Genomic DNA, 23,065 nt, shown 5'->3' with positions numbered 1-23,065 from the left:
ATCGGGGCGGCGTGCGAAGAGGACTACGTGATCGGTGAGGTGCGGGACCGTTCGTTCTCGTTCGGCTCGCACCGTGCGGTACCGAAATTAGGCAGAACAGGTGACGGGGTCGGCGGGGGTTGGTGAACGGGCGGTGAACCGTGGCGGACGGGCGGGTGCGGATGGGTGGGTTTTCACCGGGGATCAAGCGGGCGTTATCCGCCCGTTACGGTGCCGTGACCTTGCGGGCCCGGGTTGCGGGGCATGGAGGGGTGGGGTGGCTGGATCTCGTCGGTGGGGCCCTCCCCTCACGACCCCGCCGGGACGGCCGCCGCCGGCTGCCACAGGGTGTGGAAGCTGAGGCGGCTGGCTTCCACCGCGTGCCGCTGGTCGGCGTGGAGCACGCCCAGGGCGTAGGCCGTCGCCGGGGCGATGCGCGGGGTGCGGGCGGCCGCCGCCGAGGCGGTGGCGGCCTCGGAGGCGTCCCGGTGCTGGTTCAGCGCCTCGCTCGCCGCCGCCAGGTGGGGCTCGTACGCGCCCAGGGCCTCGCGTGCGTAGCGGTGCACGCGCAGCAGCCGGCGTACCTCGTGCCAGGCGGCGTCCGCGTGCGCCGAGTAGGGGGCGGAGGCGTCGGTGGCGGGGAGGGCCGTGACCGCCGTCTCCAGACGGGTCCGGGCCACCGCCGCCAGCGGGGTCAGGACGTCGTCCACGCGGCCGCCGGCCGCCACCGGGTCGAGCGGGACCTCGGAGGCGAGGACCGCCACCGCGTCGGCCACCGCGTGGAACCGGGCCGAGCCCAGCGCCTGGAGGGTGGCCGAGTGCGCCCGGGTGCGCGCCAGGGTGAGCTGGCGCTCCAGGAGGGCGCCGGCGCGCGCCGAGCCGACCGTCAGCGCGCCCGAGGCGCTGCCGCGCGGGGCCGGCACCTCGGGGGAGGCCGAAAGCCGTTGCAGGGCCTCCAGCAGCCGGGCCAGCCGGGCCGCGTACGCGTGCTCGTCCGCCAGGGTGGAGGACAACCAGACGAGCTCGGTGCGCAGCGGATCCGCCCAGCCCGCCTGGGTGACGGCCCGGAAGGTGCTCAGTGACGAGGCGATGCGGCGCGCGGCCCCCCGCAGGCCGTGCGCCGCCTCACCGTCGTGGCCGGTGTCGGGGCCGCCGCCGCCCGCGCCCGCCGCGCCCGCGTCATGCAGGCGCAGCGCGCGCAGGAAAGCGGTGGCCTGGGAACGCAGGTAGACGCCGAGCACGTCACCTGCGGTCGGGTCATGGTTTTGCTGAGCCACGCCGGCGCCTCCGGGCGTCTATGAGCATCTCCTGTACGTGCCGCAGCGGCTGGCCCTCGGCGTCGGTGCTGTGCCGGGTCCATTCGCCGTCCGGGCCCAGGTGCCAGGAGGAGGTGGCGTCGGACATGCCGGTCTCCAGCATCCGGTCCAGTGCCGCGCGGTGGCCGGGGTCGGTGACCCTGACCAGTGCCTCGATGCGGCGGTCGAGGTTGCGGTGCATCATGTCGGCGCTGCCGATCCACACCTCGGGTTCGCCGCCGTTGCCGAAGGCGAAGACCCGGGAGTGCTCCAGGAAGCGGCCGAGGATCGAGCGGACCCGGATGTTCTCCGACAGCCCCGGGACCCCCGGGCGTACGGCGCAGATGCCGCGCACCCAGATGTCGATGGGGACCCCCGCCTGGGAGGCCCGGTAGAGGGCGTCGATCAGGGCCTCGTCGACGATCGAGTTCATCTTCAGCCGGACGGACGCCGGGCGGCCGGACCGGTGGTGGTCGGCCTCCTTGTCGATGCGCGCGATGAGCCCGTCGCGCAGGGACTTCGGGGCGGTCAGCAGCCGGCGGTAGGTCTCGCGGCGGGAGTAGCCGGAGAGCCGGTTGAAGAGGTCGGAGAGGTCGGCGCCGACCTGCGGGTCGGCGGTGAGCAGGCCGAGGTCCTCGTACAGGCGGGCGGTCTTGGGGTGGTAGTTGCCGGTGCCGACGTGGCTGTAGCGGCGCAGCGTCTCGCCCTCCTGGCGGACGACGAGGGAGAGCTTGCAGTGGGTCTTGAGGCCGACCAGGCCGTAGACCACGTGGCAGCCGGACTCCTCCAGCTTGCGCGCCCACTTGATGTTCGCCTGCTCGTCGAAACGGGCCTTGATCTCGACGAGTACGAGGACCTGTTTGCCGGACTCGGCGGCGTCGATCAGGGCGTCCACGATGGGGGAGTCACCCGAGGTGCGGTACAGCGTCTGCTTGATCGCGAGGACGTCGGGGTCGGCGGCGGCCTGCTCCAGGAAAGCCTGCACGGAGGTGGAGAAGGAGTCGTACGGGTGGTGCAGCAGCACGTCCCGCTCGCGCAGCGCGGCGAAGATGTCGGGCGCCGAGGCCGACTCGACCTCGGCGAGGTCGCGGTGCGTACCGGCGACGAACTTCGGGTACTTCAGCTCCGGCCGGTCCAGCGAGGAGATCCCGAACAGCGCGGTCAGGTCCAGCGGCCCCGGCAGCGGGTACACCTCGGCGGCAGAGACGTTCAGCTCCTGCACCAGCAGGTCCAGCACGCCCGGGTCGATGGACTCCTCGACCTCCAGCCGCACGGGCGGCCCGAACCGGCGCCGCATGAGCTCCTTCTCCAGGGCCTGGAGGAGGTTCTCCGCGTCGTCCTCCTCCACCTCCAGGTCCTCGTTGCGGGTCACCCGGAACATGTGGTGCGCCAGCACCTCCATGCCGGGGAACAACTCCTCCAGGTGCGCGGCGATGACGTCCTCCAGCGGGACGTAGCGCTGCGGGGACGCCTCCAGGAAGCGGGAGAGCAGCGGCGGGACCTTGACCCGGGCGAAGTGCCGGTGGCCGCTGACGGGGTTGCGCACGACGACGGCCAGGTTCAGCGACAGGCCGGAGATGTACGGGAAGGGGTGCGCGGGGTCCACGGCCAGCGGGGTGAGCACCGGGAAGATCTGGTTGCGGAACAGGGTGAACAGCCGCGCCTGCTCCTTCTCCGTGAGGTCGGGCCACCGGATCAGGTGTATGCCCTCCTCGGCGAGCTGGGGGGCGATGTCCTGCTGGTAGCAGGCGGCGTGCCGGGCCATGAGCTCACGGGAGCGGGTCCAGATCAGGTCCAGCACCTCGCGGGGCTGGAGGCCGGAGGCCGAGCGCGTGGCGACACCGGTCGCGATGCGGCGCTTGAGGCCGGCGACGCGGACCATGAAGAACTCGTCCAGGTTGCTCGCGAAGATCGCGAGGAAGTTCGCGCGTTCCAGCAGCGGGGTGGCGGGGTCCTCGGCCAGCTCCAGCACGCGCTCGTTGAAGGCCAGCCAGCTGCGCTCCCGGTCGAGGAACCGGTTGGCGGGGAGCTCGCCGTCCTCGTCCTTGTCCTCGTAGGAGTCGAGGTCGGCGTCCAGGTCGGGATCGAGGTCGAGGCGGCCCGTGGTGGTGGGACCGCTGCGGAGGCGATGGCCGGCTATGGACCCGAGATGCGACTTCGCCGGCGGCCTCGCGGGGGCGGCGTCGGAGCTGTGAGACGGCTGCTGGGCGGGGACCTCGGTGGGGCCTGCGCTGGGCTGGTGGCTCATGACTCCATTCTTCCGCGCACGGGGCAGGACAGGCGCGTCGGACGTGTCCGCGGTCAGGCGGAGGCGGGGCTGCATACGGGGAGGCTCGCAAGCGTGTCTGAATGCCCGGTTAATGGCGTATGGCTTCCAGACCCCGCCTGCGGACACCATTCCCCGCATACCGCCGGACGGGTGGCCCCCCGGGGGGGCGCGTCAGCCGAGCCGGGCGAGCGCGTCCCCCACCGCCGCAGCCAACGTCCAGCCCGCCTGTGACCAGCCCCAGACCAGCGGCAGCCGCCGAGACGTGCGCAGCGGGTAGCGATCTGAGGCGCCCGTGGTCCCGAACGCTGCTCTGTTCGGCGTTTCGTGCAGGTAGCAACCCCAGGCGGCCCGCAGCCGCCGAGAAAAGAGAACCGCGTAGCGATCTGGCGCGTGCCGCGCCCCCGGCGCCGGACACATGCACGGGGGCCGGCCACCGCCCCGCACCCGGGGAGGCGGGTGGGCAGGCGCCGAGGTGGCCCGGGGGGTCGAGGGGGAGATAGCGGGCCCGCGTCCCCGCCCCCACAGGCACAAGCGGGGACGGATCGCCCCCGCTCCCCAGTCCTCAGCTCTCCGTGCGGTACATCAGATCCACCTCGTGCGTCGTGAAGCCCAGGCCCTCGTACACCGCCAGGGCCGCCGGGTTGTCGGCGTCCACGTAGAGCATCGCCGTCGGGAGGCCCTGGCCCGCCAGGTGGTGGAGGCCGATGGCGGTGAGGGCCTTGCCGAGGCCGCCGCCCTGGGCGCCCGGGCGGACGCCGACCACGTAGACCTCGCCGAGCTGCTCCTCGCCGTGGACCTTCGTCCAGTGGAAGCCGGCCAGTTCGCCCTCCCGCTCCGCCAGGAAGAACCCCTTGGGGTCGAACCACGGCTGCGCCATGCGGTCGTCGAGGTCCCGCTGCGTCAGCGAGCCCTGCTCCGGGTGGTGCGCGAAGGCGGCGGCGTTCGCGGCGAGCCAGGCCGCGTCGTCCTGGCCGGGGACGAAGGTGCGGACGGTCACCCCGGCCGGGAGCACCGGTTCGGGGAGCGGGGCCGAGCCCGGGCCCAGGGGGCGGCGCAGCTGGCGGAGTTCGCGGAACAGGGTCAAGCCGAGGACCTGCGCGAGGTGCCGGGCGGCGGACTTGCCGCCGTGGGCCCAGACCCGGATCCGCTTGCCGGAGGCGCCCAGGAGGGCGTTGCCCAGGGCCCGCCCGTGGCCGCGGCCGCGCAGCGCGGGGTGGACGACGAGCTCGGCGGCGGGGGCCTCCACCGGGTCGGTGTCCTCCAGTTGCCCGTATGCGACGAGCCGCCCGTCGACGGTGGCGAGGAAGTGGCGGATGCCCTCGCGGGGGCCGCCGCGCAGCTGGAGGCGCCCCTGCTCGGAGACGGCGGTGGTGCCGTCGGTGCGGGCCGCCTCGTGGATCAGCGCGAGGACCGCCTCGGCCTGTTCCTCCGTCAGTTCGTCGAGGATCTCGATGTGCCGTCCCGGCTCGACGGCCGTAGCTGCTGCGTCAGTCATGCTCCGAGCCTACGACCGACACTGCCCGACGGGCGTGCGTAACCAGCTCGCAACCCGCTACCCCCTGGTAGTGCTACGCGCGTTGACCATAGGCTGCGGGTCGATTCCCAGTTGTCTCGCTGTCCAAAAAGGGGAACAGATGTCAGCGAAGCCACAACGGCACCGCACGGCCCGCCGGTTGACCCTCGGCGCCCTCGCCCTCACCGCGGGGGCCGGTGCGATGGTCGCCGTCGCACTGCCCGCCGGTGCCGCGAGTGGCGGCGGTGCGGCCCTCAAGAACCGGACCGTCGACGTACAGATGCTGTCGTTCAACGACTTCCACGGCACGCTGGAGCCCCCGCAGGGCTCCTCGGGCACGGTCGGCGAACTGCAGGCTGACGGCACCACCAAGTCCATACCCGCGGGCGGCGTCGAGTACCTCGCCTCCGGTCTGCGCGAGGCCCGCAAGGGCCACGAGTACTCCGTCACGGCCGCGGCCGGCGACATGATCGGCGGCAGCCCGATGCTGTCCGGTCTCTTCCACGACGAGCCGACCGTCGAGGCGCTGAACAAGCTGAAGCTCGACGTGACGAGCGTCGGCAACCACGAGTTCGACGAGGGCAAGGACGAGCTGCGCCGGATGGCGTACGGCGGTTGTCACCCGGTCGAAGGCTGCTTCGAGTACGGCAAGACCTACACGGGAGCGGAGTTCAAGTACCTCGCCGCGAACGTGACGGACGAGAAGACCAAGCGTCCGCTGATGTCGCCCACCTTCGTCTGGAAGAAGGGGGACGTGAAGATCGGCTTCATCGGCGTCACCCTGGAGGGCACCCCGGACGTCGTCACCGCCGACGGCGTGAAGGGCCTGAAGTTCGGCGACGAGGTCGAGACGATCAACAAGTACGCCGCCGAGCTGGACAAGCAGGGCGTGAAGTCGATCGTGGCGCTGATCCACGAGGGCGGTCTGCCCGCGAGCGGCGCGTACAACTACGACTGCAACGTGCCCGGCGCCGGCGCGGGCATCTCGGGTGCGATCGTCGACATCGCCAAGAACGTGAGCCCGAAGGTCGACGCGCTGGTGACGGGCCACACCCACCAGGCGTACTCCTGCAACATCCCGGACCCCGCGGGCAACCCGCGTACGGTCACCTCGGCCGCCTCGTACGGCCGGCTGTTCACCGACACCACGCTGACCTACGACCGCGCGACCAAGGACATCGTCCGTACGCCGGTGCAGTCGCCGAAGCCGGTGAACAAGGTCGTCAGCCGGGACCTGCCGAAGGCCCCGGACATGACCGAGCTGATCGACCGCTGGAAGAAGCTGGCGGCCCCGGTCGCCAACCGTCCCATGGGCTACATCTCCGCCGACATCGCGGGCCGTGGCTCGGAGGCGCCGGAGAAGCCGCTCGGTGACCTGATCGCGGACGCGCAGCTGGAGGCGACGGCCGCGGCGGACAGGGGCGGGGCGCAGCTGGCCCTGATGAACCCGGGCGGCATCCGCGCCGACCTGGCGTACAAGGCGGCCGGGGACGAGGGCGACGGGGTCGTCACGTACGGCGAGTCGTACACGGTCCAGCCCTTCAACAACCTGCTGAACGTGGTGGACCTGACCGGCGCGCAGCTGATCACGGCGCTCCAGCAGCAGGTCAGCGGCCCGGTCAACGGCCCGAACCCGAAGATCCTCCAGGTCTCGAAGGGTCTGACCTACACGCTGGACATGACGAAGTCGGGCGCGGACCGGATCGTCGTCGGCTCGGTGAAGCTCAACGGCGCGGCGATCGACCCGGCGAAGACCTACCGGGTCGTGATGAACGAGTTCCTCGCGGGCGGCGGTGACGGCTTCACCGTCCTGAAGGAGCACAAGAACAAGCTGGTCGGCGTGCCGGACCTGGAGGCGTTCAACGCCCTCCTGGCGAAGTCCACGGCGGCGGCGCCGATCGCTCCGCCGGTGACGGACCGGATCACGGTCGTCAAGTAGGGCAAGGGCAGGACTGCGAGTAGGGCAGGGGCAGGACTGACAGAAGAGGGGCGGCGGGCCATCGGGCCCGCCGCCCCTTTCGCGTCCCGGCCCCCGCCCCTCAGACCTGCGCCAGGTACTTCGCCACCGCCGCGTGGAACCCCTCCGGGTCGGTGAAGGGGACGAAGTGGTCGCCGTCCAGGGCCGTGTACGAGGTCCCGGGCCGCCGGGTGACCATCGCGTCGGCGACGGCCTGGCCGAGCGCCTGGCTGCGGTTCGCGTGGATGAGCAGGGCGGGGCAGGTGCTCGCGAGCCAGGTGTCCCAGTGGTCGCCCTCGCAGGCGCGGATGGAGTCGAGCATGTCCTGGCCGTGGAAGGCCAGCCGCCAGCCGTCCCCGCCGGGCAGGGGGCGTACGCCGTCGGCGACGAAGGGCAGGGCGGCCGGGTCGACGGCGGCGAGGAGTTCCTCGCGGCTGGGCGCGGTGTACGGGAGCGCGCCGAGGAAGTCGAACCACTGCGGCCCGGCGGGGACGCGGATCTCGACGGTGGCGTCGACGCCGATCAGGACGCCGATCCGGCCGGGGTGGGCGGCGGCGAGGTGGTAGGCGTTGAGGCCGCCGAGGGAGTAGCCGAGGAGGGCGACCGGTTCGGTGAGGCCGAGGTGGTCGAGGAGGGCGACGGCGTCGGCGACGTAGCCCTCGCGGCGGTAGTCCGGGGCCCGGTCGGAGTCGCCGTGGCCGCGCTGGTCGGGGGCGATGACGCGCCACTCGTCGCCGAGTGCGGCGGCCAGGCCGGTGAAGGCGGCGGCCTCGGACATACCGCCGTGGAGGGCGAGCAGCGGGCGGCCGGGGCCGCCGAAGTCCAGGTACGACAGCGTGCGTCCGTCGAGGTCCAGTGTGTGGCGCATGGCGTGGCTCTCCCCGTTCGTTGCTGGGCGCGGTGCCCGGTGGCGACGTCGGCTTCAGCCTGCCACCACTTGCGCAAGCGCGCAATACGTACGTCTAGTGCATACGCCCAAACCCACCCCCCACTACGATCCCCGTCATGGGAAATCGCGAGGACCTGCTGGCCGGAGCGCGCCGCTGCCTGGAGGAGAAGGGCTATCTGCGCACGACCGTGCGGGACATCGCCTCGGCGGCGCAGGTGAGCATGGCCGCGATCGGCTACCACTTCGGCTCCCGCGAGGTGCTCCTCAACCAGGCCCTCTTCGCCGCCATGGAGGAGTGGGCCGCCGGCGCCGGACGGCTCGCCGGGCAGGGCGACACCGCCGAGGAGCGCTACGCCGACACCTGGGACCGCAAGATCCGCGACTTCACCGAGATGCGCTGGCTGTGGACCGCCTCCGTCGAGGCGTTCGTCCACGCCCAGTCCTCACCCGAGCTGCTCGCGATCCTCGCCGAGGGCCAGCGGCGCAACCGGCGCATGGTGGCCGCCGCGCTGCGCGGGGTCCCCGAGGACGCCGTCACCGAGGAGGACGTCCGCTCCCTCGGCTCCCTGCACATCGCCCTGCTCAGCGGGGTCATGGTGCAGGTCCTCACCGACCCGGACCACGCGCCGACGGGAGCCGAGCTCGCCCAAGGTCTGCGCGCCATGGCCGAGTTGCTCGGAAAACCGGTCCGTACCGACGGGTAGTAAGCGCACGCCCCGCACGCCATAATCCGGTCCGGCCACGGTGGCCGGAGCACACCGGATCGCGGACTCGGGAGCGGGCATGGCGCTGGACCGACGGACCTTCCTCACCGGCGCGGCGGCGGCGGCCACCGCCGCCACCCTCGGCGCGGCACCCCCCGCCCGGGCCGCCACGAGAACCCTCGCAGCCCAGGACTGGATGGCCGGCCTCGCCGACTCCACCGCCCTCCAGCGCATGACCATCCCCGGCACCCACGACTCCGGCGCCCGCCTGGGCGGCCTCTACGTCGCCTGCCAGAACACCTCGATCGCCGAGCAGCTCGACTCCGGCATCCGCTTCCTCGACGTCCGCTGCCGGGTGACGGGCGGCTCCTTCGCCATCCACCACGCCGCGTTCTTCCAGGACCTGATGTTCGGGGACGTCCTCGTCGCCTGCGCCGCCTTCCTCTCCGCGCACCCCTCGGAGACCGTCCTGATGCGCGTGAAGCAGGAGTACTCCACCGAGAGCGACGCCACCTTCCGCGCCGTCTTCGACGACTACCTCGACCACCGCGGCTGGCGCCCGCTCTTCCGGATCGCCGACACCCTGCCCACCCTCGGCCAGGCCCGCGGCAAGGTGGTGCTCCTCGCCGACAACGCCGGCCTGCCCGGCCTGCGCTACGGCGACGGGGGCGTCTTCGACATCCAGGACGACTACAACACCGAGCCCTTCGCCAAGCGCGGCCGGATCGAGGACCAGTTCCGCAAGGCCGTCCAGCAGCCCGGCAAGCTCTTCGTGAACTACACCAGCACCGCCGCCTACATGCCCCCGCGCTGGAACTCCGACCGGCTCAACCCGCAGGTCCACGCCTTCGTCGACGGCGCCGAACTGGCCGGCCGGACCGGGCTGGGCATCGTCCCGATGGACTTCCCGAACACCCGCTCCGGCCTGGTCGCCTCACTGATCCGGCACAACTGACGCCCGCGCCTGCGGCTGCCCGGAGGGCGGCGGCGTCGGGGCACCCGGGATGCGCAGCACCGCCTCCGTCCCGCCGGCCCCGTCCGCCGCCGCCCGCAGCTCGGCGGTGCCGCCCGAGCGGGCGGCCGTACGGGCCACGATGGACAGGCCCAGTCCGCTGCCGGGCAGCGCGCGGGCCGACTCCGAGCGCCAGAACCGCTCGAAGACGTACGGGAGGTCCTCGGCCGGAATACCGGGCCCGTGGTCGCGTACCGTCAGCTCGCCCGCCCGCAGCGCCACCTCGACCGTGCCGCCGGGCGGGCTGAACTTCACGGCGTTGTCGAGGAGGTTGACCACCGCCCGCTCCAGCGCCGCCGCCTCGCCCCGGACGAACCACGGCTCCAGTTCCGCGTCGAAGCGGAGCTCGGGGCCGCGCAGCCGGGCCCGGGACAGGGCCGTCCCGGCGATCTCGTGCAGGGCCACCACCCCGAGCGGGGCGTGCGGGGCCGCGTCCGGGCGGGACAGCTCCTGGAGGTCCCCGATCAGCGAGGCCAGTTCCGTCATCTGCGCCTTCACCGAGGCCAGCAGCTCCCGGCGGTCGTCGGGCGGGATGGCCCGGCCGGTCTCCTCGCTGCGCGCGAGGAGCTCGATGTTGGTCCGCAGCGAGGTCAGCGGGGTCCGCAGCTCGTGCCCGGCGTCCGCGATCAGCTGGGCCTGGCGCTCCTGGGAGGAGGCCAGGGCCTCGGTCATGGAGTTGAAGGACCGCGACAGCCGGGCGATCTCGTCGTCCCCCTCCTCGGGGATCCGCACGGTGAGGTCCTCGGTGCGGGCGATGTGCTCGACCACCCCGGTCAGCTCGTCGACCGGCCGCAGCCCCGTCCGGGCCACCCACAGCCCGGCCGCGCCCGCGCCGACCACGCCGACGCCGGAGACCAGGAGCAGGACCCAGGCCAGGGTGGACAGGGGCTGGTCGATATCGGCCAGCGGTTTGGCGATGGAGACCCCGAAGGACGCCCCGTTGGTGAGGCGCTTGTTGATCGTGTAGACGCGCATCCGGGTGCCGTCGCCGGTGGTCGCGTCATGCAGGGACTTGCCGTTCAGCCCGGCGGCGACGGCCTTGTCCGCGGCGGAGACGGGCAGGTCGCTGCGGCCGCTGACCAGGCAGCGGCCCCCGTCCGCGGTGACGATCTGCACGGTGGGTCCCAGCTCCTCGGCGATGTTCGGCGGCACCACCGCCGGGCGGGTCACGCATCCCTCGCGCAGGGTGCGCACCACCTGCTCGTCGGGCTGGGTCGCCAGCAGGGACTGGTTCAGCTGGTCGTTCAGCTGCGCCCGCACCATCACCCAGCACACCCCCGCCACCGCCGCCACCGCCACCGCGACCGCGACGGTCACCAGCAGCGCCAGCCGGGAGCGCAGCGGCAGGGCGCGGAACCGGGCGGCCGGACTGGTCATTCGGGCCCGCCCTCACCGGCGCGCAGCACGTACCCGACCCCGCGCACGGTGTGCACCAGGCGCGGCTCGCCGCCCGCCTCGGTCTTGCGGCGCAGGTACATCACGTACACGTCGAGGGAGTTGGAGCTGGGCTCGAAGTCGAAGCCCCAGACGGTCTTGAGGATCTGCTCGCGGGTCAGGACCTGGCGCGGGTGCGCGAGGAACATCTCCAGCAGGGTGAACTCCGTACGGGTCAGCTCCACCGGCCGCCCGCCGCGGGTGACCTCGCGGGTGGCGACGTCCATGCGCAGGTCGGCGAAGGTCAGGACGTCCTCGTGCCGCGCCGGCCCGGCGGCGGGGGCGGCGTAGGAGCTGCGCCGCAGCAGGGCGCGGACGCGGGCGAACAGCTCGTCCAGCTCGAAGGGCTTGACGAGGTAGTCGTCGGCGCCCGCGTCGAGGCCGGTGACGCGGTCGCCGACGGTGTCGCGGGCGGTCAGCATCAGGATCGGGGTGAGGCTGCCGGAGGCGCGCAGCCGGCGGGCCGCCGTCAGCCCGTCCATCCGGGGCATCTGGATGTCGAGGACGATCAGTTCGGGGGCGTACGAGGCCGCCTGGTCGAGAGCGTCGATGCCGTCGACGGCGGTCCGTACGTCGTACCCCTCGAAGGCGAGGCTGCGCCGCAGGGCCTCGCGCACGGCCGGCTCGTCGTCGACGACGAGGATCCGCTGCGGGGCGCCTTCGGCCGGATTCATGCTGTTCCCCCAGGGGTGGTGGTCGTCGGTGCGCGGGACGGGACCCGTCGCGTCCCAGGGTGTCAGAACGCGCGGGGCTCAGAAGGAGATGCCGAACCCGTCGCCGCCGCGACCGCTGCCGCCACCGCGTCCGGAGTCGGAGCTGCCGCCGGATCCGGTGCCGCCCTTGCGGAGGGAGTCGAGGTCGCCCTTGACGGTGTTGACGGGGATGGCGAAGCCGAGGCCGACGCTGCCGGCGCTGGAGCTGTCGCTGGAGGGGGAGAAGATCGCGGAGGGCATTCCGACGATCTCGCCGTTCATGTTGACGAGGGCGCCGCCGGAGTTGCCCGGGTTGAGCGAGGCGTCGGTCTGGATGGCCTTGTACGAGGTGGTGTCCGAGCCGGTGTCGCCGTTGAACTGCTGGCCGTCGTACGAGAAGGGCCAGCCGCCGCCCCCCTGCCGGCGCTGCTGCGGTTCCTCGGACCTGGGCACGTTCACGTCACGGTCGAGGGCGGAGACGATGCCGCTGGTGACGGTGCCGGTGAGGCGGTCGGGGGAGCCGATGGCCAGGACCTGGTCACCGACCTTGAGGCCGTCGGAGTTGCCGAGCTTGGCGGGCTTGAGGCCGCTCGCCCCCTGGAGCTTGATCAGGGCGAGGTCCTTGCCGGGGTCGGTGCCGAGCGTCCGGGCGGTGTACTTCTTGCCGTCGCTCATCGTCACCTGGATCTCCGAGGCGCCGCTGACGACGTGGTTGTTGGTGACGATCTCCCCGTCGGAGGTCAGGACGATGCCGGAGCCGGTGCCCTGCCCGGAGCCCGTACGGGTGTCGATGCGGACGACGGACGGGCTGACCTGCTCGGCCACGCCGGAGACGGTGCCGAGGCTGGACTGGGAGACGTTGGTGCCGGCGAAGCCGCCCGGGGCCGTCCCGTGCCCGCCGAGGTACTGCTGCACGGCAACCGCCGTACCACCGCCGACCACGGCCGCCGCGAGGGCGACGGCGGCGAGCAGCGCGACGGGGCGCTTCGCGCTGGGCCCGGGGGCCGGGGCGGCGGGGGCGGCCGGGGGGTAGGCGGGCGGGGGCGGGTAGAACCCGCCGCCCATCGCGTCCTGGGCCAGCCGGTCACGTCCGCGCTGCCACTCCTCGCCGAAGGGCGAGGGCTGGGCGGGGCGGTTCTCCTCGGGGTACTCGCCTTCGCGGCGGAAGCTGTCGGTCATGCCTGTGACTCTGTCCAGGGATCATGAAAGGATCCTGAGTCCCGGCTGAGAAGCCCGACAGAACCATGTATGCCCGATATAAGGGGGCGCGGCGGGGCGCGCGTGCGCCCCGCCGCGCGGGCCGGAAAGACGGCGGCGCGCGGCGGCCGGGCTCAGCGGCAGCCGCAGCTTCGGCGGATGACCAGGGCCGACGGGAACTGCTTCAGGCGCTCGCGCCGCGAGCCCGCCACCCGCAGGGCGTCGTCCAGGACGAGGTCCACCGCCGCGCGGGCCATCGCCGGCCGGTCGGAGGAGACCGTCGTCAGCGGCGGGTCGGTCAGCGCCGCTTCCTTCACGTCGTCGAAGCCGGCCACCGCCAGCTCCCCGGGCACGTCGATGCGCAGCTCCCGGGCGGCCCGCAGCACCCCGATGGCCTGGTCGTCCGTCGCGCAGAAGATCGCCGTCGGCCGGTCGGGCCGGGCCAGGACCTCCAGGGCGACCCGGTAGGCGTCGTAGCGGTTGTACGGGGCCTCGATGACCCGCCCCTCGACCGAGCGGCCGGCCTCCAGCATGGCCCGCCGCCAGCCCTCGACGTGGTCGGCGACCGGGTCGCCGACGGACGGGGTGTTCTCGATGCCGCCGATACAGGCCACGTACTCGTGCCCGTGCTCCAGCAGGTGCCGGGTCGCGAGCTGCGCGCCGCCGATGTCGTCGGTGACCACCGCGACGTCGTCGATGGCCTCGGGACGCTCGTGCAGCAGCACGATCCGCGCGTCCCATGCCTCGATCTCCGACGCGGCGCGCTCACTCATGCCCTGGCTGACCAGGATCAGCCCGGAGACCCGCATCCCGAGGAACGCGCGCAGGTAGTGCACCTCGCGCTCGTCCCGGTAGTCGGAGTTCCCGACCAGGACCATCTTTCCGCGCTCGGCGGCGGCCTGCTCGACCGCGTGCGCCATCTCCGCGAAGAACGGCTGCCGCGCGTCCGGGACGATCATGCCTATGAGGTCGGTACGCCGCGATGCCATCGCCTGGGCGACCCGGTCCGGGCGGTAGCCCAGGTCCTTGATCGCGGCGAGGACACGCTCGCGCGTGGCCGGGGCGACCGGCCGGGGTCCGTTGTTGATGACGTAGCTCACGACGGCGGTAGACGTACCCGCAAGTCGTGCAACGTCATCCCGCGTCACCTTGGCCACGCGCGGAAGTCTACGCGGGGTGACCTACCTCTGGGCAGGGCGTCCTGGGGAGGGGATGGTCACAGGGACCTCCCCCTCATGGGCCGCCATGGGACTCCGTGGGCTTCCTCGGTCTTCCTAACGGGGGACGGCCGCCGGGGCCTGGGCCGGGGTCTCCGCCTCCGCCGGAGCCGGGGCCTCGGCCGGAGCCTTCTTCCGCTCGGCCTTCGCCGCCGCCTCCGCCGCGGCCCGCTCGACCTTCTCGGGGGTGACGAAGCGGTAGCCGACGTTGCGGACGGTACCGATCAGCGACTCGTGCTCGGGGCCGAGCTTGGCGCGCAGCCGCCGGACGTGGACGTCCACCGTCCGGGTGCCGCCGAAGTAGTCGTAGCCCCAGACCTCCTGGAGCAGCTGGGCGCGGGTGAAGACCCGGCCGGGGTGCTGGGCGAGGTACTTCAGGAGCTCGAACTCCTTGAAGGTCAGGTCCAGGACCCGGCCCTTGAGCTTGGCGGAGTACGTCGCCTCGTCCACCGACAGGTCACCGTTGCGGATCTCCATCGGGGAGTCGTCGGAGCCGAGCTGCTGGCGGCCCGTGGCCAGCCGCAGCCGTGCCTCGACCTCGGCCGGGCCGGCGGTGTCGAGGAGGACGTCGTCGATGCCCCAGTCGGCGGTGACGGCGGCCAGGCCGCCCTCCGTGACGACGAGGATGAGCGGGCAGCCGGGCCCGGTGGAGCGCAGCAGCTGGCAGAGCGACCGCACCTGCGGCAGGTCGCGGCGGCCGTCGACGAGGATCACGTCGGCGCCGGGGGTGTCCACGAGGGCCGGGCCCTCGGCCGGGGCGACCCGGACGTTGTGCAGCAGCAGTCCGAGGGCGGGCAGCACCTCGGCGGAGGGCTGCAGGGCGTTGGTCAGCAACAGGAGAGAACTCACGACCGACCACCTGCCCAGGTCGGGTGGTCGTGCACCTGTTTGCTTCGCTGGTCCATCACGTCGGTTCCTCCTCGGTCCCGTCGAGGACGTGCGTGGTCATGCTTCGTACGACTTGCCTGGCGTACCGCCCGGTCCCCGCGCCCTGAGGTCCGGATGGATACCACTCTTCTCGGTCCGTTCAACGTGCTGAAAGCACAAAAGGACCCGGGGGCTACGTTGCCCGGATCCTCTACGCCGCCAGAATAGCCCACCCGTCCTTTCACGGCCGAGGGCTGCCATCCACCGCATTCTGTGGTTCGCGCCACGCCTTCCTCCTGCGTATGCCCTGTTTTCACCGGATCGGTGGACCCCCCGCGGGCTGCCCGGGCGCACGTACGGCGCGCGGAGGCACGCCGGGGTGACGAGCCGGAGGGGTCATCATGGAGGCCGACGGTCGAGATCCGACGGAGCCGAACACGATAGGAGCTGCAGTGGCAACCGGAACCATCCGCTACTGGGCGGCGGCGAAAGCCGCGGCCAAGACGGCGGAGGAGCCGTACTCGGCACGCACGCTGGCCGAGGCGCTCGACGCAGTGCGGGAACGCCATCCGGGGGAGCTGACCCGGGTCCTGCAGCGCTGCTCCTTCCTCGTGAACGACGAACCCGTGGGCAAGCGGGCGCATGACGGTGTCCTGCTGACCGAAGGGGGCACCGTCGAGGTGCTCCCGCCGTTCGCGGGCGGGTGAGCGCGGAGATGAGCACGCCCGAGGAGCAGCACCAGCAGCAGCGGGGGCAGGAGCAGGCCGCCGCCGCCCAGCAGGACCCGTACAGCACGCAGACCTGGCAGGCCGACACCTGGGAGACCGGGTACCAGCCCGTACAGCCGCCGCTCGGCTCGGTACCGGGGCAGGGGGCGGCCGGTGACGGTACCGGTGCGGGTGCGGCGTGGCCGCAGCAGGGGCAGCCGCAGGCCGCCGCCCTGCCCGACTCCTGGTTCCGCGACGCCCAGCCGCAGCCGCAGCCGCCGCAGCAGACGGGCGGGGGCGTGCCGTGGCCGGACGCCTCCTCGGGCGGGGCCGGGTACGCGCCCGCGTACCCCGGCCCGGCGCAGCCGCAGCCGGCGGTACCGGACGCCTGGTTCCGCGACGCCCAGCCGCAGCCGGACGCCGCCGCGCAGACGGCGTACCTGCCGCCCGTACGGGACCCCGGGCCGGCGCAGCCGACCGGGGGCGGTGCCCCGTGGCCGGACCCCGCTTCGGCCGCCGCCGAGACGGCGTACCTGCCGCCGGTGCGGGAGCCCGCGGACGCGGTGGCGGAGACGGCGTACCTGCCGCCCGTACGGGAGTCCGCCGACGCCGCCGAGACCGCGTACCTGCCGCCGTACCCGGGGCCGGCGCAGCCGCAGCCCCAGCCGGCGGTACCGGACGCGTGGTTCCGCGACGCCCAGCCCGACCCCGCCGCTGAGACGGCGTACCTGCCGCCGGTGCGGGAGCCCGATGCGGCCGCCGCCGAGACGGCGTATCTCCCGCCGGTGCGGGAGGCCGAAGTGGCCGCCGCCGAGACGGCATACCTGCCGCCCGTGCGGGAGGCGGAGCCGCAGGCGGGGGCCGCCGCCGGGGCGGACTGGTCGCCGCCGACGCTGGGCGGGAACACGCTGCGCGCCGTCGACCCCGCGCAGGCGCGGGCCGAGGGCCGGTCGCCGATCATCGACCCCGGGCCTCAGTCGGCGATACTCACCGCCGCCCTCGGCCTCCTGCTGGCCGGGGCCGCCGCCCTGGGCCAGTACGCCCTGCTGCTGCCGCTGATCGCCCTCCAGGGCCTCACCGCGGCGGGCTGGTTCCGCCTCAACGGCATGTGGCCGGCCCGTCAGGGCATCGCCCTCGCCTTCGCCGGAGCCCTCGTCGCCGACGGCGCGGTGCTCGCGGTGGACGGTACGTACGGCCCCGGCGCGATCATCGGCACCCTCGGCGTGTGGGTGCTGCTCACGCTGGTGCTCCAGCTGCGCAGCCACGCCGACGCGGACGAGCGGATGTACGGGCTGATGGCCTCGGTTGCGTCCGCCGCGCTGGCCATCGCCTGCGCCGGGTTCCTCACGGCTGACATGGGCGCGGTGAGCGCGGGGGCCGCCGCCGTGGCCGTCGCGGTGTTCGCGCGGGCCCTGCCGCTGCCGACCGCGCCCTCCGTGGGCGTCGCGCTGGCCGCCGCGGCCGGTGCGGGCATCGCGGTCGGCGGGCTGGTCGGGCTGGGCGCCGGCGGTGCGCTGGTCGGTCTGGCGGCCGGGGTGTGCGCGCTGGTCGGGCTGCGCGTGGCGGCGTACGACTACCCGTCGAAGTTCGTGCACATGACGGCCGGTGTCGCGCTGCCGCTGGCGGTGGCCGCCCCGGCGGTGTACCTGATCGGCCGGGTGGTGGGCTGAGGCAGGGGGTGGGGGGGGAGACGGTGCTCACCCGGCCGGTTCACCCCGCTCCGACCACGATCATGGTCCACTGGAACGCACGTACTACCGAGGAAGAGGGGGAGGGCACGTGCGTTTCCTGCGTTTCGTGGTGATCGTCGCCGTGGTGCTGGGGGGCCTGTTCGTGGGGGCCGACCGGTGGGCGGTCAGCTACGCCGAGAACCGGCTCGCCGAGAAGGTCCAGGCCCACCAGGGCCTGGCCGGCAGCGCCGAGGTGGACATCCACGGCTTCCCCTTCCTCACCCAGGCCCTCAGCCACGAGCTGGAGCAGGTCGACCTCACGCTCAAGGGGGTCGACGCCGGCGCCGACGGCCGCAAGACGCGCCTGTCGCAGCTCGACGCCAGCTTCCACGACGTGAAGCTGAACGCGGACTACTCCGGCGGCACCGCCAAGCGCGCCGAGGGCACCGCGCTGATCTCCTACGAGGACCTCACCAAGGCGTCCCAGAACGGCGCGACGCTGACCTACGGCGGCCAGCCCGGCAAGCTGAAGGTCACCGCGACGGTGGACGTCCTGGGCCGCCCCCTCACCCGCAGCGTGATCTCCACCGTCACCCTGGTCGACGGCAAGGACGGCTCGGGCGCCGCCGCCGGCGGCAAGACCGTCCGCGTCCGCGCCGACTCCGTACCCGGCGAGGGCATACCGGGGATCGAGAGCGCCATCCGCAAGCGGACGGACTTCGAGCGCCGCATCGACGACGGCCTCCCGGCCGGTCTGAAGCTCACCGCGCTGACCTCGGACGAGGCGGGCGTCCACCTCACGCTGACCGGCACGGACGTGAGCCTGGCCGGATCGTGAGACGACGCGGTCCGATCCGCAGAAGAACGGGCCGCACGACCAGCCCCGGCAGGCCCTGAAACGGCCTGCCGGGGCTTTCTCGTACCAGTATTCGGACGATCCCGTCTCGCCATATGACACGCCGGTGACAGGGCGGCCGGTTCGTCCCTACGATCCTCGCTATGAAGCATCAGCAGGCGGACCTCACGAAGCGGCGGGCAGTAGACCTGTGTCGCGTCGCCGCCATGCTCTGTCGCTCCATGTGAGGCGTGAGCTTCCGCTCCGCCGGCCGGACCGACGGCCCTTCGTCCCGCGAGACCGCGACCGCACCGCCGTGCCTCCTCCTGCCCCCTGACGCCTCCCCGCGCAGGGCCGTGGAGCGACAGCAGGAAGCGGTCCCCGCACAGCAACGCCGCCCCACCGCAGCACCAGCACAGCCCCGCCGCACACTGCCCCGGAGGAGATCACCATGAGCCGCAGCGACGTCCTCGTCGACGCCGACTGGGTCGAGGCCCACCTGAACGACGCCAACGTCGTGATCGTCGAGGTGGACGAGGACACGTCCGCGTACGACAAGAACCACATCAAGAACGCCGTCCGGATCGACTGGAAGCAGGACCTCCAGGACCCGGTGCGCCGCGACTTCGTGGACCAGGAGGGCTTCGAGAAGCTCCTGTCCGCCAAGGGCATCTCCAACGACGACACCGTCGTCCTCTACGGCGGCAACAACAACTGGTTCGCCTCGTACGCCTACTGGTACTTCAAGCTCTACGGCCACCAGGACGTCAAGCTCCTCGACGGCGGCCGCAAGAAGTGGGAGCTCGACTCCCGCGACCTGGTCGACGGCAAGGAGGTCCCGAACCGCCCGGCCACCCAGTACAAGGCCAAGCCGCAGGACACCTCCATCCGCGCCTTCCGTGACGACGTCGTCGCCGCGATCGGCTCCCTGAACCTGGTCGACGTCCGCTCGCCCGACGAGTTCTCCGGCAAGCTCCTCGCCCCGGCCCACCTCCCGCAGGAGCAGTCGCAGCGCCCCGGCCACGTGCCGAGCGCCCGCAACATCCCGTGGTCGAAGAACGCCAACGACGACGGCACCTTCAAGTCCGACGAGGAGCTGACCGCCCTCTACGAGGCCGAGCAGGTCGATCTGGCGAAGGACACCATCGCCTACTGCCGCATCGGCGAGCGCTCCGCGCTCACGTGGTTCGTGCTGCACGAGCTCCTGGGCCAGGAGAACGTCAAGAACTACGACGGCTCCTGGACCGAGTACGGCTCGCTCGTCGGCGTGCCGATCGAGCTCGGCCCGAACAAGTAACCAGCCCCCCCGGCGCAGCAGCAACTCTCTCAGGACAGGACAGAGAACATGTGTGGAGCACAGATCGGCGGGCCCGACCTCGCGACGCTCAAGCCCGGTGAGACCGCGATCCAGGGCCAGGTGACCAAGGACGGCGAGCCCGTCAGCGGCTACGTGCGGCTGCTGGACTCGACCGGCGAGTTCACCGCCGAGGTCCCGACCTCCGCGACCGGCCAGTTCCGCTTCTACGCGGCCACCGGCTCGTGGACGCTGCGGGCCCTGGTGCCCGGCGGCCAGGCCGACCGCGCCGTGGTGGTCGCCGAGGCCGGCGGCGTGACGGACGTCGCCATCGCGGTCTGACCACCGCACCGCTGTACCGGCCGGAGGGCCGCACCCCAGGGGGTTGGACGCCACTGGATCGGGGTGCGGCCCTTCGCGCCGTCCGCCCGCGGCCCTACGCTGGAGACATGTACGCCCGGCGCCGGCGCGCCTATTTCCTGCTGATGGGCGGATGCCTGTTCCTCTTCGTCTCCGCCTGGTCCTTCGTGCGGCTGTTCTCGGTGCCGGCGGCCGTCGCACTGTGCGTGGTCGCGATGGTGATCCCGCCGGTCGCCGCGATGGTCGCGAACCGGCGCGGGCCGGAAGACCGGTGGTGGGACGACCCCTCGGGGGACCCCAAGTCCGACGAGTGGTGGGACGAACTGGACGGCAAGCGGCGTCCGCCCGAGGACTGAACGCGTTCGAGATAAAAGCGTAATAAGGATGCCTACAACGGCATCGTCTCCCCGGCGGTCTTGGTGGTGCGCGGGCGAACGCTCCCGCGCCCCAGTCCTGTGGGGGGACCCTCTTGGAACACGAACAGCCGCCGCCGGCCGCCCCGCGCCGCCGCGGCCGCCGCACGACGGCCCTGATCGCCGCCGCCCTCGTCCTCGGCGCCCTCGTCGGCACGGTCACGGGCTACGCGATCCAGTACGGCCGGACGCCGACGCCCCTGCCGCCCCTGGCCCAGCAGAAGCTGGACACCCCGAAGGCGCAGCCGCCGAACGACGCCACCACGGTCAAGTCGGTCAACGCCAACCGCTGGCACAAGACCGACGGCGACCTCGCCGCCTTCCTGATCGACGCCCCGTCGGGCGCGAAGGTCGAGGCCGACGGCTACGACACGCTCGACTCCTTCGCCATGGGCTTCGAAAAGCCGGACCACGCCATGCGCGACTTCCTGGGGGACGGGTTCCGGCGCCTCGCCACGCGGGCGTGGACGCAGGACGACGTCTCCGTCGAGGTCCGGCTCGTGCAGTTCCGCGACCTCTCCGGCGCGGACAGCTACCACCGGATGCAGGCCACCTACATGCCCGACAACGAGTTTACGGGCAGCGGCGGCGTGGCCGTCCCCGGTGTCTCCCCGGGGCTCGGACACGTCTGGGTCAGCTCGGAGGCCCACCAGAAGGCCGGGTACCTCCCGTCGCGGTGGGGCCGCGCCCTCGTCCGCAAGGGCGACATCGTCCTGGACATCAACTACTACGACATGCGCGGCCGCGCCATCGCCGAGAACGACGTCCTCGACCTGGCCAAGCGACAGCTGGAGCGACTGTGACCGAGCCGCAGACTGAGCCGCAGACCGAGCCGCAGGCCGTGACCGGACCGGCTCCCGAGACCCCCGCTCCGGCCGCGCCCGCGCCGGACCGGCGCAAGCGGATCGCCCTGCTCGCCGCGGCCGCGGCCGTGGCGCTCCTCGCGGGCGGCAGCGTCTGGGCGCTCTCCGCGACGGCCGACCGGACCGCGCCCACCGCCTACTGGGTCGAGGCGGGCGGCAAGCTGCCCGAGGCCGAGCACCCCGCGCCGGTGCCGGCCAACGACCTCACCGGCAAGCTCCTCCCGGCGCCCTCCGGGTTCAAGCCGGGCCCCGATCTGGAGGAACAGGGGAACGACTTCTACGTGTCCGGCGAGAAGGCGGTCGAGGGCTTCAAGGAGGCCCGCAAGGGGCTGTCCACCTCGGAGCGCAAGAAGCGCGACGACGCGCTGGCCGACCTCAAGCTCAAGGGGCTGGCCGGCCGCAGTTACGCCTCCACCAGCATGGTCGTCGAGGTCCGTCTGATGCAGGCCGACCCCAAGGCGCTGGGCGCCTTCTCCGAGGTCTCCCGGAAGATGTCCGAACTCATGGGCGCCGAGGGCGACGCGCCGAAGGTGGACGGCTACCCGGACGCCAGGTGCGGGCTGCTGTCCCTGGGCGGGGACAGGAAGGAGACGATCGACTCCCTCTCCTGCGTGGCCGTCCAGGGCGACGTGATGGTCAGCTTCCGGGCCTACGGTGCCCGGACGGCCGGGCTCTCGAAGATCGAGGCCACCACTTTCCTCAAGAACCAGCTGTCCCGCCTGAAGTCCCCCGGGGAGTCCGTGTGACCGAGCAGAGCACCGCCACCGGCCCGGCCCAGGCGCCCGCCGAGGCCCCGCAGGCGCCCGTCACCGGCGAGGCCCCCGGCGAGGCCCCCGCCTCCGTCGCCGCCGAGCCCGCAACCGAGTCCGCCACCCCCGAGGCCCCTGTCGCCCCCGCCGCCCCGAAGGACCGCCGCGCCCTGCGGGCCGTCCTGCGCTGGACCGCCGCCGTCCTCGTCTTCGGCGCGGCCGGTGCGGGGACCGCGTACGGGATCGGCCAGGCCGAGCGGACCGGCCTCCCCGGCCTGTCCACCCGGAGCGACGGCCGCTGGACCTACCCGGTCCTCGCCAAGCCCGCGCTGCCGCCCGGCGCTCCCGTGCCCTTCGCCGTGGACAACCCGGAGGGCATCCACTACGCCGGCCTCACCCAGCTCGCCCTCCCGGCCCCGCTCGGCTCCACCCCGGACACCGGGCTGAAGCTGGAGAAGGACTCGGAGGTCAGCGTGGACACCTTCCTCCAGGAGTACGAGGGCTCCGTGCGGGAGAAGGTGAAGGCGGGCTTCGCCGACAACGGGCTGCGCCAGATCGTGGCCCGCGGCTGGACCACCCCCGACGGCACCCGTACCCGGGTCTACCTGCTGCGCTTCCACGCCTCCGGGTTCGCCGACACCTTCCAGGGCTGCGGCTACGACCTGGCCGGCGTCAAGGGCACGGAGCCCGACCCGGCCTGGGACAAGGCCCGCGCGGGGCAGCCCGCCCCCAAGCCCGACGGCATCACCGTCCTGAGGGAATCCGTCCCCTTCGGCGACGAGCAGACCCGGGTCGGCTGCGTCCAGTCGGGCGACATCCAGGCGCTGGTCCTCCAGAGCCGCAAGGGCGGGGCCGAGGCCGTCCCGCTGCACCAGGCGGTGATCCTCCAGCGGCAGCTGCTGAGCTGACCGGGGAGGGCCGGTTCGGCCCACCTCGCAGCGTGCGCCGGTCCCCGGCCCAGTAGGCTTGGGGACCGGCCCTGTACACCCGTACCGAATCCTCCGAGGAGCACGCCGTGCTTGAGGCATTCTTCACCTCCCTGCTTGTCCTGGTCTGCGTCGGCGTCCTCGCCTTCACCGGCCTCGCCGTCAAGAAGCTGTACCAGGGTCAGCGCTAGCCGGCCGACCAGCAGACGGCCGACCGCCCCGG

Annotated in this window: 22 protein-coding genes; 13 read left to right on the top strand and 9 right to left on the bottom strand. The window is 72.9% G+C overall.

Going from position 1 to position 23,065, the window contains the following annotated elements:
* Positions 1–287: 287 nt before the first annotated feature.
* The 3 genes from ABZ716_RS19045 to mshD form a co-directional block, all read right to left on the bottom strand.
* A complete protein-coding gene (locus tag ABZ716_RS19045; protein ID WP_358960195.1) occupies positions 288–1,256 on the bottom strand; it encodes a CHAD domain-containing protein in 969 nt (322 codons plus the stop codon).
* A complete protein-coding gene (locus tag ABZ716_RS19040; protein ID WP_358960192.1) occupies positions 1,237–3,522 on the bottom strand; it encodes an RNA degradosome polyphosphate kinase in 2,286 nt (761 codons plus the stop codon). Before ABZ716_RS19040 ends, ABZ716_RS19045 begins: the two co-directional genes overlap by 20 nt.
* 583 nt (positions 3,523–4,105) lie before the next feature.
* Positions 4,106–5,038, bottom strand: a complete 933-nt coding sequence (gene mshD / locus ABZ716_RS19035) for a mycothiol synthase (RefSeq protein ID WP_358813060.1) — start codon at positions 5,036–5,038, stop codon at positions 4,106–4,108.
* Positions 5,039–5,177: 139 nt separating this feature from the next.
* On the opposite strand from mshD, the gene ABZ716_RS19030 reads away from it, so the two are divergent.
* The gene (locus ABZ716_RS19030) at positions 5,178–6,995 is read left to right on the top strand and encodes a bifunctional metallophosphatase/5'-nucleotidase (RefSeq protein ID WP_358813061.1); all 1,818 of its coding nucleotides are present in this window, start codon (positions 5,178–5,180) and stop codon (positions 6,993–6,995) included.
* A gap of 100 nt (positions 6,996–7,095) precedes the next feature.
* On the opposite strand, the gene ABZ716_RS19025 is transcribed toward ABZ716_RS19030, so the two are convergent.
* Positions 7,096–7,881, bottom strand: a complete 786-nt coding sequence (locus ABZ716_RS19025) for an alpha/beta hydrolase (RefSeq protein ID WP_358960190.1) — start codon at positions 7,879–7,881, stop codon at positions 7,096–7,098.
* 137 nt (positions 7,882–8,018) lie between these two features.
* Here ABZ716_RS19025 and ABZ716_RS19020 point away from each other — a divergent pair, with 137 nt between their 5' ends.
* Positions 8,019–8,606 (top strand): TetR/AcrR family transcriptional regulator, encoded by a 588-nt coding sequence (locus tag ABZ716_RS19020; RefSeq protein WP_358813063.1) that lies wholly within the window; start codon positions 8,019–8,021, stop codon positions 8,604–8,606.
* A 79-nt stretch (positions 8,607–8,685) separates the two neighbouring features.
* Positions 8,686–9,561: a phosphatidylinositol-specific phospholipase C gene (locus ABZ716_RS19015; RefSeq protein ID WP_358813064.1), complete on the top strand. Its 876-nt coding sequence runs from the start codon at positions 8,686–8,688 to the stop codon at positions 9,559–9,561.
* Here ABZ716_RS19015 and ABZ716_RS19010 read toward each other — a convergent pair.
* The 5 genes from ABZ716_RS19010 to ABZ716_RS18990 all read right to left on the bottom strand — a co-directional run bounded on the left by ABZ716_RS19010 (position 9,541) and on the right by ABZ716_RS18990 (position 15,007).
* Entirely contained in the window at positions 9,541–10,995 is a 1,455-nt protein-coding gene (locus ABZ716_RS19010) for a HAMP domain-containing sensor histidine kinase (protein ID WP_358960188.1), read from the bottom strand. The two genes, ABZ716_RS19015 and ABZ716_RS19010, sit on opposite strands and share 21 nt — an antisense overlap.
* Entirely contained in the window at positions 10,992–11,726 is a 735-nt protein-coding gene (locus ABZ716_RS19005; protein WP_358960186.1) for a response regulator transcription factor, read from the bottom strand. The genes ABZ716_RS19010 and ABZ716_RS19005 overlap by 4 nt, the downstream gene beginning before the upstream one ends.
* A gap of 78 nt (positions 11,727–11,804) precedes the next feature.
* A complete protein-coding gene (locus ABZ716_RS19000; protein WP_358960183.1) occupies positions 11,805–12,923 on the bottom strand; it encodes a trypsin-like peptidase domain-containing protein in 1,119 nt (372 codons plus the stop codon).
* Positions 12,924–13,075: 152 nt separating this feature from the next.
* Positions 13,076–14,098 (bottom strand): LacI family DNA-binding transcriptional regulator, encoded by a 1,023-nt coding sequence (locus ABZ716_RS18995; protein ID WP_042812372.1) that lies wholly within the window; start codon positions 14,096–14,098, stop codon positions 13,076–13,078.
* Positions 14,099–14,215: 117 nt separating this feature from the next.
* Positions 14,216–15,007 (bottom strand): response regulator transcription factor, encoded by a 792-nt coding sequence (locus tag ABZ716_RS18990; protein ID WP_358813068.1) that lies wholly within the window; start codon positions 15,005–15,007, stop codon positions 14,216–14,218.
* 470 nt (positions 15,008–15,477) lie between these two features.
* On the opposite strand from ABZ716_RS18990, the gene ABZ716_RS18985 reads away from it, so the two are divergent.
* The 10 genes from ABZ716_RS18985 (at position 15,478) to ABZ716_RS18940 (ending at position 22,824) form a co-directional block, all read left to right on the top strand.
* Complete coding sequence (locus ABZ716_RS18985) at positions 15,478–15,732, top strand: MoaD/ThiS family protein (protein ID WP_351889749.1); 255 nt, start codon at positions 15,478–15,480, stop codon at positions 15,730–15,732.
* Positions 15,733–15,740: 8 nt separating this feature from the next.
* On the top strand, positions 15,741–17,402 hold the full coding sequence (locus ABZ716_RS18980; protein ID WP_358960181.1) for a hypothetical protein: 1,662 nt from the start codon (positions 15,741–15,743) through the stop codon (positions 17,400–17,402).
* 109 nt (positions 17,403–17,511) lie between these two features.
* The gene (locus tag ABZ716_RS18975; RefSeq protein ID WP_358813070.1) at positions 17,512–18,240 is read left to right on the top strand and encodes a DUF2993 domain-containing protein; all 729 of its coding nucleotides are present in this window, start codon (positions 17,512–17,514) and stop codon (positions 18,238–18,240) included.
* Positions 18,241–18,401: 161 nt separating this feature from the next.
* The gene (locus tag ABZ716_RS18970) at positions 18,402–18,485 is read left to right on the top strand and encodes a putative leader peptide (protein ID WP_350206375.1); all 84 of its coding nucleotides are present in this window, start codon (positions 18,402–18,404) and stop codon (positions 18,483–18,485) included.
* Between the two features lie 203 nt (positions 18,486–18,688).
* Complete coding sequence (locus ABZ716_RS18965; protein WP_358813071.1) at positions 18,689–19,534, top strand: sulfurtransferase; 846 nt, start codon at positions 18,689–18,691, stop codon at positions 19,532–19,534.
* Positions 19,535–19,582: 48 nt separating this feature from the next.
* A complete protein-coding gene (locus ABZ716_RS18960; protein ID WP_045950396.1) occupies positions 19,583–19,873 on the top strand; it encodes a DUF1416 domain-containing protein in 291 nt (96 codons plus the stop codon).
* Positions 19,874–19,980: 107 nt separating this feature from the next.
* The gene (locus ABZ716_RS18955; RefSeq protein WP_358960178.1) at positions 19,981–20,247 is read left to right on the top strand and encodes a DUF3099 domain-containing protein; all 267 of its coding nucleotides are present in this window, start codon (positions 19,981–19,983) and stop codon (positions 20,245–20,247) included.
* A gap of 113 nt (positions 20,248–20,360) precedes the next feature.
* The gene (locus ABZ716_RS18950) at positions 20,361–21,107 is read left to right on the top strand and encodes a hypothetical protein (protein ID WP_358960176.1); all 747 of its coding nucleotides are present in this window, start codon (positions 20,361–20,363) and stop codon (positions 21,105–21,107) included.
* Positions 21,104–21,913, top strand: a complete 810-nt coding sequence (locus tag ABZ716_RS18945) for a hypothetical protein (protein ID WP_358960174.1) — start codon at positions 21,104–21,106, stop codon at positions 21,911–21,913. The genes ABZ716_RS18950 and ABZ716_RS18945 overlap by 4 nt, the downstream gene beginning before the upstream one ends.
* Positions 21,910–22,824: a hypothetical protein gene (locus tag ABZ716_RS18940; RefSeq protein WP_358960171.1), complete on the top strand. Its 915-nt coding sequence runs from the start codon at positions 21,910–21,912 to the stop codon at positions 22,822–22,824. Before ABZ716_RS18945 ends, ABZ716_RS18940 begins: the two co-directional genes overlap by 4 nt.
* Positions 22,825–23,065 lie beyond the last annotated feature (241 nt).

The organism is Streptomyces sp. NPDC006687 (genome assembly GCF_040636215.1).
Taxonomy (GTDB): Bacteria; Actinomycetota; Actinomycetes; order Streptomycetales; family Streptomycetaceae; genus Streptomyces.
The sequence above is the reverse complement of the archived record's forward strand: the minus strand, read 5'-3'. Positions and strand labels throughout refer to the sequence as shown.

Coding starts and splice junctions, on each gene's coding strand:
- ABZ716_RS19015 (WP_358813064.1), top strand. CDS start 8,686: ATGGCGCTGGACCGACGGACCTTCCTCACCGGCGCGGCGGCGGCGGCC.
- ABZ716_RS19010 (WP_358960188.1), bottom strand. CDS start 10,995: ATGACCAGTCCGGCCGCCCGGTTCCGCGCCCTGCCGCTGCGCTCCCGG.
- ABZ716_RS18970 (WP_350206375.1), top strand. CDS start 18,402: ATGAAGCATCAGCAGGCGGACCTCACGAAGCGGCGGGCAGTAGACCTG.
- ABZ716_RS19030 (WP_358813061.1), top strand. CDS start 5,178: ATGTCAGCGAAGCCACAACGGCACCGCACGGCCCGCCGGTTGACCCTC.
- ABZ716_RS19040 (WP_358960192.1), bottom strand. CDS start 3,522: ATGAGCCACCAGCCCAGCGCAGGCCCCACCGAGGTCCCCGCCCAGCAG.
- ABZ716_RS19000 (WP_358960183.1), bottom strand. CDS start 12,923: ATGACCGACAGCTTCCGCCGCGAAGGCGAGTACCCCGAGGAGAACCGC.
- ABZ716_RS19025 (WP_358960190.1), bottom strand. CDS start 7,881: ATGCGCCACACACTGGACCTCGACGGACGCACGCTGTCGTACCTGGAC.
- ABZ716_RS19020 (WP_358813063.1), top strand. CDS start 8,019: ATGGGAAATCGCGAGGACCTGCTGGCCGGAGCGCGCCGCTGCCTGGAG.
- ABZ716_RS19005 (WP_358960186.1), bottom strand. CDS start 11,726: ATGAATCCGGCCGAAGGCGCCCCGCAGCGGATCCTCGTCGTCGACGAC.
- ABZ716_RS18955 (WP_358960178.1), top strand. CDS start 19,981: ATGTACGCCCGGCGCCGGCGCGCCTATTTCCTGCTGATGGGCGGATGC.
- ABZ716_RS18965 (WP_358813071.1), top strand. CDS start 18,689: ATGAGCCGCAGCGACGTCCTCGTCGACGCCGACTGGGTCGAGGCCCAC.
- mshD (WP_358813060.1), bottom strand. CDS start 5,038: ATGACTGACGCAGCAGCTACGGCCGTCGAGCCGGGACGGCACATCGAG.
- ABZ716_RS18980 (WP_358960181.1), top strand. CDS start 15,741: ATGAGCACGCCCGAGGAGCAGCACCAGCAGCAGCGGGGGCAGGAGCAG.
- ABZ716_RS18960 (WP_045950396.1), top strand. CDS start 19,583: ATGTGTGGAGCACAGATCGGCGGGCCCGACCTCGCGACGCTCAAGCCC.